14 protein-coding genes are annotated in these 17,297 nt (G+C 51.7%); 3 read left to right on the forward strand and 11 right to left on the reverse strand.

Features of this window, described 5'->3' with window-relative positions; translation table 11 throughout:
• Positions 1-160: 160 nt before the first annotated feature.
• Both HDT28_09180 and rpsO read right to left on the reverse strand, forming a co-directional pair.
• On the reverse strand, positions 161-2,413 hold the full coding sequence (locus HDT28_09180; protein ID MBD5132736.1) for a polyribonucleotide nucleotidyltransferase: 2,253 nt from the start codon (positions 2,411-2,413) through the stop codon (positions 161-163).
• An 83-nt stretch (positions 2,414-2,496) separates the two neighbouring features.
• Positions 2,497-2,760, reverse strand: coding sequence for a 30S ribosomal protein S15 (gene rpsO / locus HDT28_09185; protein MBD5132737.1), 264 nt, complete (start codon positions 2,758-2,760; stop codon positions 2,497-2,499).
• Positions 2,761-3,216: 456 nt separating this feature from the next.
• Here rpsO and HDT28_09190 point away from each other — a divergent pair, with 456 nt between their 5' ends.
• From HDT28_09190 to argH, 3 genes are all read left to right on the forward strand, one after another.
• Positions 3,217-4,272 (forward strand): PTS sugar transporter subunit IIC, encoded by a 1,056-nt coding sequence (locus HDT28_09190; protein MBD5132738.1) that lies wholly within the window; start codon positions 3,217-3,219, stop codon positions 4,270-4,272.
• Between the two features lie 168 nt (positions 4,273-4,440).
• On the forward strand, positions 4,441-5,658 hold the full coding sequence (locus HDT28_09195) for an argininosuccinate synthase (GenBank protein MBD5132739.1): 1,218 nt from the start codon (positions 4,441-4,443) through the stop codon (positions 5,656-5,658).
• A gap of 13 nt (positions 5,659-5,671) precedes the next feature.
• Positions 5,672-7,045 carry an argininosuccinate lyase gene (argH, locus tag HDT28_09200; protein ID MBD5132740.1) on the forward strand — a complete coding sequence of 458 codons (1,374 nt, stop codon included), beginning with the start codon at positions 5,672-5,674 and terminating at the stop codon, positions 7,043-7,045.
• Between the two features lie 3 nt (positions 7,046-7,048).
• Here the strand turns inward: argH and HDT28_09205 are convergent, their stop codons facing one another.
• The 9 genes from HDT28_09205 to HDT28_09245 form a co-directional block, all read right to left on the reverse strand.
• The gene (locus HDT28_09205) at positions 7,049-7,378 is read right to left on the reverse strand and encodes a hypothetical protein (protein MBD5132741.1); all 330 of its coding nucleotides are present in this window, start codon (positions 7,376-7,378) and stop codon (positions 7,049-7,051) included.
• Positions 7,379-7,843: 465 nt separating this feature from the next.
• Positions 7,844-8,017, reverse strand: coding sequence for a 30S ribosomal protein S21 (locus HDT28_09210; GenBank protein MBD5132742.1), 174 nt, complete (start codon positions 8,015-8,017; stop codon positions 7,844-7,846).
• Positions 8,018-8,124: 107 nt separating this feature from the next.
• Positions 8,125-9,705 (reverse strand): hypothetical protein, encoded by a 1,581-nt coding sequence (locus tag HDT28_09215; protein ID MBD5132743.1) that lies wholly within the window; start codon positions 9,703-9,705, stop codon positions 8,125-8,127.
• Positions 9,706-9,780: 75 nt separating this feature from the next.
• Positions 9,781-10,986 carry a hypothetical protein gene (locus HDT28_09220; GenBank protein MBD5132744.1) on the reverse strand — a complete coding sequence of 402 codons (1,206 nt, stop codon included), beginning with the start codon at positions 10,984-10,986 and terminating at the stop codon, positions 9,781-9,783.
• Entirely contained in the window at positions 10,983-12,134 is a 1,152-nt protein-coding gene (locus HDT28_09225; GenBank protein ID MBD5132745.1) for a GerAB/ArcD/ProY family transporter, read from the reverse strand. The genes HDT28_09220 and HDT28_09225 overlap by 4 nt, the downstream gene beginning before the upstream one ends.
• A 184-nt stretch (positions 12,135-12,318) precedes the next feature.
• A complete protein-coding gene (locus HDT28_09230; protein ID MBD5132746.1) occupies positions 12,319-13,734 on the reverse strand; it encodes a spore germination protein in 1,416 nt (471 codons plus the stop codon).
• A gap of 85 nt (positions 13,735-13,819) precedes the next feature.
• Positions 13,820-15,580 (reverse strand): WG repeat-containing protein, encoded by a 1,761-nt coding sequence (locus HDT28_09235; protein ID MBD5132747.1) that lies wholly within the window; start codon positions 15,578-15,580, stop codon positions 13,820-13,822.
• 88 nt (positions 15,581-15,668) lie between these two features.
• A complete protein-coding gene (locus HDT28_09240; protein MBD5132748.1) occupies positions 15,669-17,033 on the reverse strand; it encodes an Asp-tRNA(Asn)/Glu-tRNA(Gln) amidotransferase subunit GatA in 1,365 nt (454 codons plus the stop codon).
• Positions 17,030-17,245 (reverse strand): hypothetical protein, encoded by a 216-nt coding sequence (locus tag HDT28_09245; protein ID MBD5132749.1) that lies wholly within the window; start codon positions 17,243-17,245, stop codon positions 17,030-17,032. Before HDT28_09245 ends, HDT28_09240 begins: the two co-directional genes overlap by 4 nt.
• Positions 17,246-17,297: the final 52 nt, after the last annotated feature.

A 17,297-nucleotide genomic window follows, 5' to 3' on the forward strand; every position in this document is an offset into this window, starting at 1 on the left:
TGCACCCAAAAACTGCTTGCACCCAAACGCCGCAGTTCGGAGATAGTTTGACACTTTTGGAGCGCGGGCGTACCTACACGGTACGTCAAGCGACATAAGGGGCAAAATAGCCCGAAATACGCCGTTTGGGCTTGCGAGGCGTGGCACCAATTAACTTAAACTAGTCTTCTTTTTTCTCGCGGTGCGGCTTTTCGCCCCTTCCGCCCTTGTCGCCTTTGCCGCCGCGCGGACGGTCGCCGTGCGGTCTGTCGCCGCGGGGACGACGGGGACGGTCGTCCTCGACCTCGGTGCCCTCGGGCGCTTTTTCAATAGGATCGCCCGTAAGCTTGTCCAAAAGTTTGAGGTCGATCTTGCCCTGCTTGGTGAAGCTTACGACTTCGACCTTTACGGTATCGCCCTCTTTGAGCACTTCGCTTACCGCGTTAAGACGTTTGCCTACGTACTTGCCGAGCTTGGCAATGTGGATCATGCCGTCCTTGCCGGGAGCAAGCTCTACGAACGCGCCGAGCTCGTCGCGGACGGTAACGACCGGACCTTCGTATACGTCGCCGATCTCGGGATCCTTGACGATATTGAGAATGATCTCTTTGGCTTTTGCGGTCATCTCTTGGTCTATGCCCGCAATGAACACTCTGCCGTCTTCCTCGATGTCGATCTTGACGCCCGTCTCGTCGACGATCTTGTTGATCGTCTTGCCGGACTTGCCGATAACGTCGCCGATCTTATCGGGATCGATATTGAACGTAATGATTTTGGGTGCGTACGGCGAAAGCTCTGCGCGGGGCTTGTCGATAACTTCGAGCATTTTGCCTAAGATATGCAGTCTGCCGACGCGCGCCTGTTCGAGCGCGGTGCGCAGAATCTGTTCGTCAATACCCTTGATCTTGATATCCATTTGGATGGCGGTAATGCCTTTGGTCGTACCTGCTACCTTGAAGTCCATATCGCCGAGGAAGTCCTCCAAGCCCTGAATGTCGGAAAGGATAGCGAGCTTGTTCTTGGCCTCGTCCTTGATAAGACCCATGGCGATACCGGCAACGGGCGCTTTAATGGGCACGCCCGCATCCATAAGCGACAGCGTGCTGCCGCAAACGCTCGCCTGCGAGGTCGAGCCGTTGGACGAAAGGATCTCCGACACTACGCGAATGGTGTAAGGGAATTCGTCCTCGCTCGGGATGACCGGCTCTAACGCGCGTTCTGCGAGCGCGCCGTGACCGATCTCGCGCCGACCGGGCGCGCGAAGCGGTTTAGCCTCGCCCGTCGAGTACGGCGGCATATTGTATTGGTGCATATAACGCTTGGTTTCTTCGTCGTCGAGGTTGTCGAGCTTTTGCGCGTCGCGCGACGTGCCGAGCGTGCAGATGGAAAGCGCCTGCGACTGACCGCGGGTGAACACCGCCGAGCCGTGCGTGCGAGGAAGAACGCCCGCTTCGCACCAAATATCGCGGATATCGGTGGTCTTTCTGCCGTCGGGGCGCACGCCTTTATCCAAAATCTTGGCTCTGACCTTTTCCTTGGTCATGTAGTACAGAGTATCGCCAATCTCGCGTTCCCTGCCCTCGAACTCCGTTTTGAAGTGCTCCATGACGTCGGCTTGGACTTCGTCCTGGTTAGCCTGACGCTCGGTGCGGTCGAATGTGTCGAGCGCTTTATCGAGCTTTTTGTCGGCGTACTTGCGGACCGCTTTATCGACGTCCTCGCCGATATGGTAAAGCTCCATATCGAGCTTTTTCTTGCCGACCTTTTTAACTATATCGTTAATGAACTTGACCTGTTTCTTGATCTCTTCGTGCGCGAAAAGGATACCGCCGAGCATTTCTTCCTCGGATACCTCTTGCGCGCCCGCTTCGACCATCATGATAGCGTCTTTCGTTCCCGAAACATATACATGCATCGTGCTCTTTGCGCGTTGCTCGTTATCGGGGTTGATGACGTACTTGCCGTCTACGCAGCCGACTACGACCGAGCCCGTAGGTCCCATGAACGGAATATCGGAGATCGAAAGCGCAATCGAGCTACCGAGCATACCGAAAACTTCGGGAGGGATATTGGTGTCGACGGACAAAGCGGTTGCGACTACCGATACGTCGTTGAACAAGCCCTTGGGGAAAAGCGGACGGATAGGACGGTCGATAAGACGGGACGTAAGTATCGCCTTGTCGCTGCCCCTGCCCTCGCGGCGCTTGAAGCTGCCGGGGATCTTGCCGATAGCGTACAGCTTTTCTTCGAAGTCTACGCCGAGCGGGAAGTAATCCATGCCGGGGCGCGGCGCGTCCGCCATGGTAACGTTGGTCATGACGACAGTGTCGCCGCAACGGATAATGCACGAGCCGTTAGCCTGCCCCGCATACTTACCCGTCTCGACGGTGACCGTTCTGCCGCCGATTTCGGTTTGGAAAACGTTGCAATCCATAAAATATATTTCTCCTGATAATTATAATGCCTGTTAATTACAAAACAAGGGGGTGCGAAAAAGCACGCCCCTCGGTGTGTTGATTACTTGCGAAGCTCTAACTTAGCAACCAAGCTACGGTAGCGCTCGATATCGATCTCTTTGAGGTAGTTGAGCTGGCTACGGCGCGAGCCTACCATCTGCAAAAGACCGCGGCGCGAGTGATGATCCTTCGGATGCGTTTTGAGATGTTCCGTAAGGTGGTTGATGCGCCACGTAAGAAGCGCGATTTGAACCTCGGGCGAGCCCGTGTCGCCCTCGTGAGTTGCGTACTTGGCGATGATTTCCGCCTTGACCTGTTTGTCCATGTTTATCCTCCGACAAAAATTTATTCGCCTTTATCACAGTACCGCGTGGAGAGCGCGGCCCGAGAAAAAGGTACGATAAGAGTATAGCATACCTTTTCTATGTTTGTCAAACGAAAATTAAAAGTTAAAAATTAAAAATTACGGTTAAATCGACCCGCCGCGTGGCGGTCGTTCCCTGCACCCTATCCCCTGTGCCCCGCACCCTGATTTTAATTGACTTATCTATTACATTTTGTTATACTTCAATCAAATATATATTAAGGATAAAAAGCTATGCTCGAAATCGTTGAAACCGATGAACAAGCCGAAACCGCCGAAGCTGTAGAAGCGGTTGAAACAGCGGACGGCACGACGGAGCAAGAAGCCCCTACTATTTCGCCACCTAAGCAAAAGCGAACAGCTAAAGAATTTATAAAATACTTTGCGAACAGGTATTTTATTCAGGCGTTTTCCGGAATGGCGCTCGGGCTGTTTTGCACGCTCATAATCGGCACGATCATCGGCGAGATCGGGTATCTTATCGGCAAAAACTGGTTCGGCAATCTTCTGTATTATATAGGCACTGTCGCCAAGATGATCATGGGCGCGGGCATCGGCGTAGGCATTGCGCACAGTCTTAAAGCAAACAAACTGACGAGCTTTTCGGCGGCGGTCGCGGGCATGGTCGGCGCGAACATAACCAATATATTTGCGTTATCAGGAATCCAAATTTACGGCGCGTCCGCCAACCCAACTATCGGTATAGGCGATCCCGTCGGCGCGTTCGTTGCGTCCGTCACGGCGATAGAGGTCACTCGCCACGTCGAGGGCAAAACGCCTATCGATATTATAGTAGTGCCGCTATGTGCGATAGTTACGGGCACGCTCGGCGCGATCGCGCTCGGCATACCGTTCGGCATACTTTTCGCACTGCTTGGAAAAGCCGTATCGCTCGCTATCGGCTGGGAGCCCGTTTCGTTCGGAATACTCGTTGCCGTCATCATGGGACTACTTCTCACCCTACCCACTTCGAGCGCGGCGTTCGGCGTAATGATATTCAGCTCGTCGCTCATAAACACGCCCGAGCTTACCGCTAACGCGCAGATAGGCGCGGCGGCGGCGTGCGCGGGATGCTGTGCACACATGGTCGGGTTTGCCGTCGCGAGCTTTCGCGAAAACCGCTGGGCGGGGCTCGTATCGCAGGGCATCGGCACGAGTATGCTGCAAATACCCAACCTCGGCAAAAACCCGCGAATACTCGTTCCCGCAGTCGTTGCGAGCGCGGTCGCGGGACCGCTTGCTTCGGCGGCATTCGGCATAATGTGCGACGCGACGGGCGCGGGCATGGGCACTGCGGGCTTGGTCGGCGTTATCAATACTTTCATAACTTCGCTGGAAAACGGTATGGCGTGGTGGTACGTGCTTATCGCCGTTCTCGTATGTTATATTATCGTTCCCGCCGCCGTTGCCTTGGGCGTATCGGAGCTTATGCGTAAGAAGAAATGGATAAAGCTCGGCGACATGAAAATCTAATTATGAATTGTGAATTAGGAATTAGAAATTAAGGTTATATTAAATCACCGCGAAGCGGTCCTCAATTCCTAATTACTAATTTCTAATTACAAATTCTATTTGCAATTTCTCGATAATTGTTGTACAATATATATTAATTAAAAACTCAATTCAAGGAGATAAAATATCATGGCAAAAATGAAAGTTGTTTTGGCGTACTCGGGCGGTCTTGACACGACCATAATCATACCGTGGCTCAAAGAGAACTACGACTGCGAAGTTATCGCGGTAGCCGCGGACGTCGGTCAGGGCGAGGAGCTCGCTCCGCTCAACGAGAAAGCGATCAAGAGCGGCGCGTCCAAAATCTACATAGAGGACCTTACCGACGAGTTTGTCACCGACTGCATCTTCCCCACCATCAAGGCGGGCGCGGTATACGAGGGCAAGTACCTTCTCGGCACGTCGTTCGCGCGCCCCGTTATCGCCAAGCGTTTGGTCGAGATCGCCAAGAAGGAAAAGGCTGACGCCATTTGCCACGGCTGCACCGGCAAAGGCAACGATCAAGTGCGCTTCGAGCTGTCCATCAAGGCGCTCGCGCCCGACATGAAGATAATCGCGCCCTGGCGTATATGGGATATCAAGTCGCGCGACGAGGAGATCGATTATGCGGTCAAGCGCGGACTGGACGTTCCCGTCTCCAAAAAGCACAACTATTCCATGGACCGCAATCTTTGGCACCTCTCGCATGAGGGCAGCGATCTCGAAGATCCCGCCAACGAGCCCAAGGATGAAATGCTGCTCATAAGCAAGCCCATTAAGGACACCCCCGACACCGCCGAATACGTAACCATCGACTGGGTCAAGGGCATTCCCACCGCCGTCAACGGCAAAAAGCTCGCGCCCGTCAAGCTTATAGAAGTTCTCAACGAGATCGGCTCGCGCCACGGCGTTGGCGTCGATGACATGGTCGAAAACCGTCTAGTCGGCATGAAGTCGCGCGGCGTGTATGAGAACCCCGCGGGCTCTATACTTTACGCAGCGCACAAGAACCTCGAAGAGATCACGCTCGACCGCGACACCGCGCATTTCAAAGAGCATATCGCGCTTAAATTCGCCGAACTCGTTTACGACGGCAAGTGGTATACCCCGCTCCGCGAAGCAATGTCCGCGTTCGTCGACAGCACGCAGGAATACGTTACCGGCACGACCAAGCTCAAACTGTTCAAGGGCAAGATCACGCCTGCGGGCATGACCTCACCGTACTCGCTGTACGACGAGGATATCGCGACCTTCGGCGCAGACGAAGTTTACGATCAAAAGGATTCGGCTGGCTTTATCAACCTTTTCGGCTTGCCGCTTAAAGTCAGAGCCAAAATGCTCGAAAAGAACAAGACCAACAAGAAATAATTAGGGATCTATCATGAAACTATGGTCCGGAAGGTTCACCGCCGAACTTAACGAAATAGCCGAGCTTTTCAACGACTCGCTGCCGTTCGACCGCACTATGTACCGTCAGGATATAAGCGGCTCGATAGCGCATTGCACCATGCTCGCCCACTGCGGCATAATCGCGCAAAGCGAAGCGGATAAAATAGTCGCCGCGCTCGAACAAATTCTTAAAGATATCGAGGGCGGCAAGCTCGAAGTAGCAAACGCCGAGGATATTCACTCTTTCGTCGAGAACGAGCTGGTTTCGCGCGTCGGCGACGTCGGCAAAAAGCTACACACTGCGCGCAGTCGCAACGACCAGGTCGCGACCGATCTGAGGCTGTACGTACGCGACGCGATAGACCGCACGACGGGGCTTTTAAAGTCGCTCGTTCTTTCGCTTATCAATAAAGCGGAAGCCGAGAAAACGACCGCCATGCCCGCGTACACGCATATGCAAAAGGCCCAACCGACAACGCTCGGACATTACCTGCTCGCCTACGCCAATATGTTCCTGCGCGATATAGAGCGGTTCAAGGACTGCCGCAAGCGCGTGAACCTCTGCCCGCTCGGCAGCGGCGCGTGCGCGTCGACGACCTTCCCTATCGACCGCGAATACACGGCTGAGCTACTCGGGTTCGACGGCATTACTCAAAACTCGCTCGACGGCGTGAGCGACCGAGATTTCGTTATAGAATATCTGTCGTGCGCGGCACAAGCGATGCTTCACCTCTCGCGCATAAACGAGGAGTTCGTGTACTGGTCGGGCGAGGAGTTCGGCTACCTTTCTCTTCCCGACGAGTACAGCACAGGCTCGTCCATCATGCCGCAAAAGAAGAACCCCGACGTAAACGAGCTTCTTCGCGGCAAGAGCGGGCGCGTGGTCGGCGATCTAGTCGCCATGCTCACCGTAATGAAGGGCTTACCGCTCGCCTACAACAAGGATATGCAAGAGGACAAAGAGCCGGTGTTCGACGCCGACGACACCCTCGAAATCTCCTTAAAGGTATTTACCGCGTTCGTCGATAAGGTCACGTTCAACCGCGAACGGCTCGAAAGCGCGGCGGCTGGCGGACACTCGTGCGCTACCGAATGCGCCGACTATCTCGCGAGCAAAGGACTCCCCTTCCGCTCGGCGCACGAAGTCACGGGCAAGCTCGTACTGTACTGCGTAAACAGCGGCAAAACGCTCCAATCGCTTACGCTCGACGAATACCGTTCGTTCAGCGAGCTGTTCGACGAGGGCATACTCGCCGCCGTTCAGCCCAAGAGCGCGATCGCGCGGAGAAAAGCATTAGGCGGCTGCGCAGCCGAAGAACTCGACAGACAGATCAAAACGCTCAAAAGCGCAGTGAACAAGCTGTAACGTCTACTTGCTGTAACTGTCGCTTTGGAGCGATACGTAGTTAGAAAACATAGACACTATTTCCTTATTGCCCGTATCGACGAAATCGATACCGAATAACCTACCGATAGCAGAACTTGCGTCAGAGCTTTCACAGAGCCGACGCAAGTTTTTCTCTACCGAGCTTTTGGTACAATTAAAGTCGTCGGCAATACGCTCATATAAGCTTTCGATAGTCGCCGACGGATCATCCGAATAAAGCTCTACGCACCTGCGGAACTGCTCGAAACCTTTAAGAGAGGTGCGAAACCCTGTTTGAACCATAGTTTTTACAATAAAGTCGTGTCTTTTCATATAACCTCCAATGCCCCGACACAACCTCGGGCGAAATAAACAAAAGAGATGTATCCCCATTAAATATCAAAAATCGTCAAAAGTCAAGAGATTTTATATGGGAATTTTTGTAGCTTTTTGTGGTATTTTGTAGTCACAATATACTGTTGTTTTTCGATAAAACCGAGCAATATATATTGTGGTGTAATAATCGCCCGCAATAATTTTTGCAAAAGAAAAGCGGCGTCATGATTTCAGATGACACCGCGAAAATAATTTTAGGCTACGGACCAAACCGTAGTAAAATTCATTTTACATGGGTTAGAACTGCTGATTAAGTGACGCGAGCAAGATTGCGTTAGCGATTTTCGCGATACGAAAGATATATGGTGGGTTCGTAGCGGCGCTACGTGCCCGACATATATCTACACGCAGCGCGGAAATCGATAGCAAGATTGCCGCACGAACTTAATCGGAAGTTCCGCATTAACGGAAGCGCTTACGAGCGGCTTCTTCCTTTTTCTTACGCTTAACGGAGGGCTTTTCGTAGTATTCCTTTTTGCGCATATCGCCAAGGATATTATCCTTTTGGCACTTACGTTTAAAACGTTTGAGCGCGCTGTCGAGCGATTCGTTTTCTCCGACGCGGATAACTGCCATATTCACACCTCCTTCGTTCCTCGAACTCAGATTTGCTTAATTCAGCTTAGTTATTATAATACTTTTTATCTATCTTGTCAAGCTTTTTGCAAAAGTATTCGATAAAATCATTCGTAGTTTTCGGGAAGGTATGCGTACTCTATGCCAAGCGCGCCGTCATATTCCATCACTACTACGCTATCCCCCGCTTCGTACAGTTGATACGTTTTTTTCGCCACGCTCACGTCCTTGCTTTTGCCGTCATACTCGATCGTCAAATAGTAATCGGTTTTATCGCCGCTTCCCGAAACACGCTTATCCGTAACGGCACAGGAAACCTTTTGCGGCTCTCCGAAGTCAAAAGCCAAATTGATTTTATAAACCGCGCAAGCGCTGAAAACCGCAATGGCTATTGCTACGTACGCTATTATCCACTTGTTTTTTCTGTACTCCTTGCCGAATATAAAATAAATACCGAGAAGCATGACAAACGGAATAAGCGAGTACAAAAACAAGCTTAAATAGTCACAGTCTAACAGATTACTACCAACAATCAAGCATTTTGACGCAAATATCATGGGATATAAAAATGCGGGCAACAAATAAGAAATTTTACCTCGCTGTATCGGCGCACCTTTTCCAAAATCGTTTAACGTAACATAGTTTGGAAATATCAACTGCACGACAATAGGCTCTATCGTTACAAGCACGCAAATAACGGTAAAATACGGGTCGGTCGCCGTCGTATTAAAAAAGAAATAGACGCTTAAAAACGCCGAAACAAATATACCGAAAACGAGCGAGAATATACTTAATCTATGCAGTACCGTAAGCCCGTTTTCAGGGATAGCGGACGGGTCGTCGTCCTCGTCGGCGCGCGCTTTTTTTTCTTTTATTTCTATGCCGTCGAAAAAGCCTTCGAGCAACTCGCGTTCCATAAAATTATGTAGATTGTATTTTTTCTTCTTTCCGCTTTTGAGCCCGATTGTAATCGTACCGAAAACAGGTAAATACCCGATATAACTATTGGCATTTATTTTCGCTTTTACGCTGTCAATATCATCGTATGGAACCGTAAAGTCATTCTTATTCGCATAAGAGTAATAATGATCGAAATCATATATAAATTTATCAAAAGTCAGCTTTAACAATTCGCTTCCGACTACGTGGAAGTAGTAGCCTTTTTCGGTTTTAATGACCTGATATATCTTACCGTTGCGTCCGTCGAGAAAAATTGATTTTTCACCGTACGCTATTTTTTGCTTGATCTCCGCGTCTTCTTCAAAAGCTTTTTGAAACTGCTCAACCAGCTTCTGCCGCTTACTTTCATTTTTTATGCCGAAAAGATACTCTTTTCGTTGTTTATAGCTTGCTATGCAAAACACAGAACCTATCCCAAAAACTATAAAAGCCAAAACGACGATCGCAATGTCTGCTTCCGCTAAATTAACGAAGAAAATCAAAACGGCGTACACGAAAAACAAACAGAAAAACATCAACGACAATCGTTTATCAAAGAAAATCAAAAACAGCGATGAGGCGCACAACACAATACCAAACGACAGGAACGCTCGCGAAACTACTCCGATCGCCGAAATCTCGTTGAGCGTTCCCTCTTCGTTATATCCGGCGCATATTGCTATTACCGCTATCGATAAGGCAAGCCCGATTATCGCTATTATCGTTTTCCGCTTATTGAAGTCAAACATATTTTAATTATAGCATAGCCATACTCGTAAATCAAGCGCAAAACGAAATTTAACGAATAGTATTATTTTTGCCTACTACTTTATCGTAACGTCTATATTGAACTCTACGCTAACGCCGTAAAAATTATATTCCGTTTCGTAATAATCGGGCGCTTTGCGGTAGAACTCCCTGCCGATAAACAGCGGGTCACAGCCGACGGCGCGCGAGTCGACGTACGCCTTATTCAGCTCGGTCTTTATGCTTTCCGCGAACGCAGAAGTGATCGCCTGCTCAATATCGCCGCCCATCGCCGTCAGCGTATTGAACTTATCGCCGTTCGGCTCGATTACCGCTTTGACCTCGACGGTCGCGATGTTATGCTCTTTGTCGATCTTAACGCATACGTGCTTTTTCAGCAGTCGCGCCGAAACGTCCTCGACTGTTTTTCCGCCGTACTCCACGTCGGCAACGAGCAAGCCTTTTTCTATGGGCGCGCTCACCCACGCCACGCCGCGCGCCGCTTCCTTGTCCAAAACAGCCACGCGTTCGTTATTCGAATACACGGCGAGCTTTTCTACCTTCATGCCTGTTTGCTTGCTCTCACCGCCGCCTTCGCTTCCGCCGCCTTTCTCGCCTTCGCCGCCGCTGCTCTCTTGCTGTCCGCCGCTTCCGCCGCCCTGACTTCCGCCGCCCGAACCGCTTTCACCCTCGCCTTCCTCTAACATTTCGACGACGGGCAAGAACGCGGTATGCGACGCGCCGTTAAGGTCCGATAAAAAGCTTAATAGCGTGTTCGTCGCAACGTGCGCTTTCTTAACGCCGTACGCAATAAAATCGGCGTCGGTCGCACCCGTTTTCTTCATGAACTCGGTAACGTCGGACACAAAGTCCTTGGCTTCCTTTTCCGCCGCGGTCATATACACGTCGGCGGTGACGTCGGTCGCCGTCATGAGCGCGGACAGCATTTCGGGCGTAGCTTTCTCGCCAACCACTACCATAGAGCAATGCCCGAGCTCCGCTCTGCGCCCGAGCGCGGTACTCAACGCTTCCACCGCAAGCGTAAGGCTGTCGCCCGTCACCGTTACGGTGTCCTTGCTCGCGCCGTCCTTTTGCTCGGTTGGCATAATGTACTGCGCGGTGACCGACACACCGTCGTCGCCGCCGTCGATACCGAGCATCTCCACGATCACGCGGCTGTTCACCTCTTTGCTCCGCGTCGCCGTCGACGGCATGAACGCTATAAAGAACGCAAACGCGAACAGAAGAATTTTATAAATCAGTAGCTTCTTTTGTCCTTTCATACAGCTTCCCTCGGCTTGATCTTTTGTTTTGCGCTACCCTTTGTTTTATCGACTATCGCCGCAACGAGCAGGAGCGCTGGCAACACCACGGTGAACACGAGCGACACTATAGACGACGCGGGCGAAGCGACCACAAGCGCGAAAATTGCGGGGTCGACGAGTGCGAAAACCTGAACGGCGTACACCACAACGCACAACCCGAGCGCAATGAATATATGCGCGTTTTTGCCGATCACGAACGCGACGCACCGCGCCGTGCAATAGAAAAACAGCGCCGCTTCCACGAATACCGCAATGCTCCACAGTATGGACGAAATCATGTCGATACGCCCGTAAACGTTGCCCATGGTGTACTGCAAAATGCTCGAAAGGTTGGTCGTGCTGTCTATGAGCGTAGGCACGTTGCCGAACGCCGCGCTCAGTACGAGCGCAAAAAACACGGCGACCGCCGAGCCGAGCACTCCCGCGCCCGCGCCGAACAGCGGCGTAAACCTCTTCATCTTGGATCTGCCCACGAACAGCAACAGCGGCGTAAAATCGCCCAACCACGCGGCGTGGTTGGTAAGCCCCGTCTTGAATTTATCGGCGTTGCGCACTGCGGGAAGCACGTTGCCCAAATCGAATCCCGTCATTATAACAATGACGATAAGCACGGTAAGACACACGGTCACGATAGGCACGAGCAGTTCGTTAAGGCGGCACAGCGCGCGCAGCGTATGCACGGCGACCGCGCAAAAGAACGCAAGCAGCACTATTATCATAAGCGAGGTGTCGAAGTCCGAAAACACGTTAGTGCCGTAAAAGGTCAGAATTTCGGCGACTGCGACATTCAGCTTGAACAGCATGAACAGCCCTATTATCGCAACGATGATTTTCGCGCCCACCTTGCCGAACAACCGCGATATAAGCGTAAAGAAATCGGTATCGCCCGCAAGGTGCATAGCAACGAGTATCACGCCGAGCGCGATAAGGTCTATCGCCGCACCGATAGCCACTATTATATACCCGTCGCGCCCCGTCGTTTGAATGAGCATGATGGGCAGCATGAACATTTTCGTCGCCATGGCGAGCATGAATATTATCGCTACTAATTGCTTGCCCGTGGCTTGTTTTGTTTCGATTGTGCTTTTGTCCTTTTGCGTATCCATATGTATTAATTAGGAATTGTAAATTAATAATGCCCTCATCCGTCAGCCGACGGAGCGGCTGCCACTTTCCCCATTTGGGGAAGGCATAAAGTAATCAAGCTGTATCACATTCAGCCTTCCCTAATTGGGGAAGGTGTCGCGTAGCGACGGATGAGGGCTCTTATAAATTAAACCTCTTTAATTCCTAATTCCCCTGTCTCGTCCCGTTCATATTGGGAATACTGACGGGACGCTTTTTCATGTTGGGAAGATCGGTGCGCTCGATAGCGTCCTTAAAATCACAAGGAATAAGCGGCGCGAACGGCGCGAGGTACGGCGCGTCGTAGCCGTTCAACGAGCAAACGTAGTGCAGCGTAAACAGCACGGCAAGTATCAACCCGAACAGTCCGCACAGCCCGCCTATAAGCGTATAAAGCAGTCTAAGCACGCTCATAGGACCTATAAGGTTGGGAACGGTAAAGAGCGCGATCGAGCTAAGCGCGGTTATCATGACCGCGGGCGAGCTTATTATGCCCGCGTTTACAGCCGTCTCGCCGAGGACGAGCGCGCCGACTATACTCATAGCCATACCGACGGCGCGCGGCATACGAACGCTCGCCTCGCGTATGATCTCGAACAACAAAAGAACGAACAGCGTTTCGGCAAGCGGCGACAGCGGCAAGCCCTTTATCGCCGTCATGAGCGTTATCATGAACCGCACGGGTATGAGCGTATAGTGATAGTTTTGCAGCGCAACATACAGCGCGGGCAATAACGTTGCTAGCAGCAGTCCCAAATACCTGAGCACGCGAATAAACGTGCCGTAGGTCGAGCGCTGGTAATAATCGTCGCCCGACTGAAACTCCTCTATCATAACGAACGGAAGCGTCAGCACCATGGGCGTGCCGTCTACGAAAATCGCCACCCTGCCCTCTAACATTTTCGCCGCGACGATATCCGGCTTTTCGCTCACGCCGACCTGAGTAAAGAGCGACAGCGGTTTTTCTTCGAGGTACGGCACGAGATAATGACTGTCTATCACGCCGTCGATATTGATAGCTTCCAGACGCTTTTTTATCTGCTTAACGATCTTAGCCGACGCGACCGATTTAAGATAGCATACCGCGACCGAGGTCTGCGACCGTTTGCCTATCTCCAACCTGTCTATGGCAAGATCGGGCGTTTTAAGCCTGCGCTGTAACAGCGAAAGATTTGTTTTTATATCCTCGATAAAGCCTTCGCGCGGTCCGCGCATGACGGTCTCAGCGGGCGGCTCAGTAATGCCACGCGTGGTGTACGACCGCGCGTTGATGACCGCGTAGTTAGTTTCGCCGTCCAAGCAAAGAATAACGTCGCCGCACAAAAGACAGTGCGTGACTTCCTCGGTGTCGCTCACTACGTTTATATCGTATTCCAAAAGCACCCTGCTTTTTATATCGCCCAATGACGCGCTCTTGCAATCGAGATTATTGAGCGCGTACACGATTGCGCGCACGGTCGCCGAATCGGACAGATCGGGATGAACGAGCAATGCGCCCTGCGCCCCACCGCAAGTAAGATCATGCGTGACTACGTTCGTCGGCGTAGCGAAGCTATTTAATATGCGATCAACGCTTTCCATACCGATATTTTGCGGAACGAAACTATCTTTTATGCAAAGAAAAACCCCGCTCCTTCGAGCGAGGTCCTTATCGAATAAAGCGTGATTATTTTATCTTGTACACTTCGTCGTATTCGCCGTCGGAGTACGAAACGAACGAGCCGTTTACGTAAACATTGCCGATAGTGTTTACGTTTTCAAAGGTCTTAATCGCCTTTTGCTCGTAGTTATAAACCGTTACGGTATACTTGCTGTCGGTTCTTGTCGAAACGACGTATATGCCATTGGAATAGGTTTCTACGTATACACCTTCTTCCGCATCGTTCTGCGGCAATGCCGTTTCGCTGCCGTTTTTATTGAGAAGAACGGAGATCGTTTCGCCGTCGTCGTTCTCCTTGGTTGCGATCGCTATTCCGCCGTAGAACGTGCCTATCGACTTATATTTAGGCTCGATGACGATTTTGCCGTTATAGTCTTTAAGACCTACTTTACCGCCGTGGGTGAACGAAATAAGCTGCTCGTTTACGTACAGCGAACCAGATATATCGCAAACGTAGTTATAGCCGCCGTCGAAAACGTAGCCGCTATTGTAGCTGTTATAGCCGAGCAGCGCGAACCTGTCGTCGGTAAGCTTGTATAGGCTCGTATAGTTCCTGACCTCGTCGGGCACTTGGCACGCGATGCGCAAGCTGCTGTCGGCAATATACACCGAGCTGTCGCTCTCGCCCACCGGCACGTCGACGTCTATATCGGCGTAATAGAACACGCCGTCAGTCTTTTCCACGGCGTAAACGCGCGCCGCGTCGTAAGCTTTTGCCGAGTAGTTATACATGGGATCTACACGCAATATCATGAGGTCGGTGTCGAGCTCTTTGGTAGAATTTTTTACGACGTCGTATCTAAACAGCTTGTAGTTCCCTTTCACGAGCGTGCCGTCCACCTGCACCGCTAAGTTGTACGAGCTACTTTCGGGCGCGGCGGTCGTGATCGTGTAGTAATAGAAATTATTGCCGACGAAGCCGAGTTCCTCGCCGTCCTTCATGTCGACAGAGCCGGTCTTATCGCCGTTCTTATAGAAATAGCGCGTATCGCCGAAATCTTTATACCTGTAATCGAGAATACCGCCGTTGACCTCTAAGTCGCTGCCCGTATAGGTTACGTATTGCAAATCGGGGTTGCCGCCCACCGTGTAATCGGTTTCTGCGTACGACGGAACTTCTTTGAGATTGCTTTCGCTTACTTCGGTATACGAAGTGTAAGAGTGAGACTTGGTATCGATCTTGAAATACTTGGTTATCGTTTCGTTGGTTTCGCCCGCCTTGACGATTGCCGTAGCCTTGATCATTCGCGTAGCCGTCTTATTATCGCCCTCGTACATACTGACGGACGTGAAAGTCACGGGGTTATCGTAATAGCTATTTACGTATCTGTTATAGTCGAAAATCATCGTGCCGTCGGGCGCGCAGTATGCGTACTCCACCATACCCGTCGACGAGTTCGTGCGCGACAGTCTTAAAGTGGTGATCGTGCCGCTGACAACGGTCGGCTGCTCGGTTAAGTCGGTCATTCTTTCGCCTGTCTCTACAAAGTACACGCTGTACGTAGCGGGCGAAGAAAAAGTCTTGAAAATTCTGTAATAGCTCGAATAGTAACTGCCGATCGCGGCGGTATTGTTCGGGTTTATTCTTTCAAGGGCGGTTTTCGTCGCATAGCCTATCTCGGTTGGCGTGTCGTCGACGTAATCGGCTAAGTTTATCGTGGTAGTGCCGAGACCGTATTGGTCATTACCGCAAGCGACGAGCGCACCGCACGCGGTGATAGCAAGCGTTGCGCATAAAAGCGCGACAATGGGCTTTTTGATTTTCATAGTTTACTCCTATTATATTTTATAAGGAGAGTATACCATACCCCCCCCCGAAGTCAAGCGAAATTTCTATATTAGCTACTCGGTTTTATCAGCCGTTCATTAAAGCTTTACCCACTTCCAAAATTCCGCGCTCGTCGTTCGCCCTGCCTATCACCTGAACGCCTACGGGCAGACCGTAAGCCGTGCCAAAAGGCACGCTCACTGCGGGAAGCCCCGCAAGGCTCGCAGCCGCCGCGAACTTGTCGCAGGCGTGTTCGGCGTGCGGATCGCGCGCCGCGCCGAGCTTAGTCGCGACCGTCGGCGAAGTGGGAGTTATAATCGCGCCGACGTTTTCTAGCGCGACGGTGTATTCGCGTTTAATGACGGCGCGGACTTTTGCCGCTTTTATGTAAAGTCGTTTGTAGTTATCGCCGCCTAGCACGTACGCGCCCGTAACGAGCCGCCGCCTTACCTCGCCGCCGACGAGCGTCAAATCAATATCGGGCACGCCTGTTTTATGCCGTATCGAGTTCACCGCTTCCGCAGAGGAAATAATATGGTACACGTCGAGCGCGGCGTCAAACGACGGTATATTGAGCTCGACTATTTCCCCGCCGAGCTTCTCGATATGCGCTACCGATTTTTCGAACTGTTCTTTGACCTTTATATCGAGCCCCGCAACACCGAGCGACTGCTTGATAACGCCTATCTTTCTGCCGCGCATATCGCAGTTTAATTCGCCCTCGGCGATCTCCGCGTTCATCTCGTAGCGCTCGCATAGCGCGTAAAACAGTATGTACGCGTCGTCGCAATCACGCGCGAAAATGCCTATCTGGTCGAGCGACGGCACGAGCGCCAAAAGCCCGTCGCGTGAAATGCTCGAATAGGTGGGCTTTAACCCGACCACGCCGCAAAACGCCGCAGGCTGGCGCACCGAGCCGCCCGTGTCGCTGCCTAACGCCGCCAACGCCTGTTTAGCCGCCACGCAGTTAGCCGAGCCACCGCTGCTCCCGCCCGCCGAACGCGTACTATCGTGAAAGTTCCGCGCCGCGCCGAACGCCGAGTTTTCGGTCGAACTGCCCATAGCGAGCTCGTCCATATTCGTCTTGCCCACTATCACCGCGCCCGAGTATAATAAACGTTCTATAACCCTTGCGAAGTTATTCGATTCGTAGTTTTCGAGCGCGCGCGACGCGCAGGTACAGCGTTCATGCGCTATCTCGATATTGTCCTTAACCGCAATCGGCACGCCGAGAAGCGGCACCTTCGGCGCTAACCACTTCTCGTGTTTTATAAGCCCGTCCCTGTCCTTGGCGAGCATATCGGCAATGCCCGAACAAACGGTTATAAAATTATTCAGTTCTTTGGTTTGCTCTATGCGGTCGAGATACGCCGCTATCGCTTCCCGCACGGGAAATTCTTCGGCGCGTACCGCGTTTACGTATTCGCGCAGGGATAAGTCTAAAATATTCATTTTATTTTCTCCACACGAAGCCCGTCGCCGCCGTCTACCTCATAGAGCGGTTCGACGCCCGTTGTATCTATGCCGTTTATCACTTCGAAGCTTTTCTCTTGTTTTTTTATATGCGAATATATTTCCGCACGCTCCGTTTCCGAACAGTCGCGGATCGACGCGCTTATCGCGCGCAGGATATTATCGTCATTATCGCTTTCATCTTTCGACATAGTGCAACATCTCCGTATCGATTATATTCTACCACCGAAAAACGCAATAGTC

This window comes from Clostridiales bacterium (assembly GCA_014799665.1).
Classification (GTDB): Bacteria; Bacillota; Clostridia; order Christensenellales; family Pumilibacteraceae; genus Anaerocaecibacter.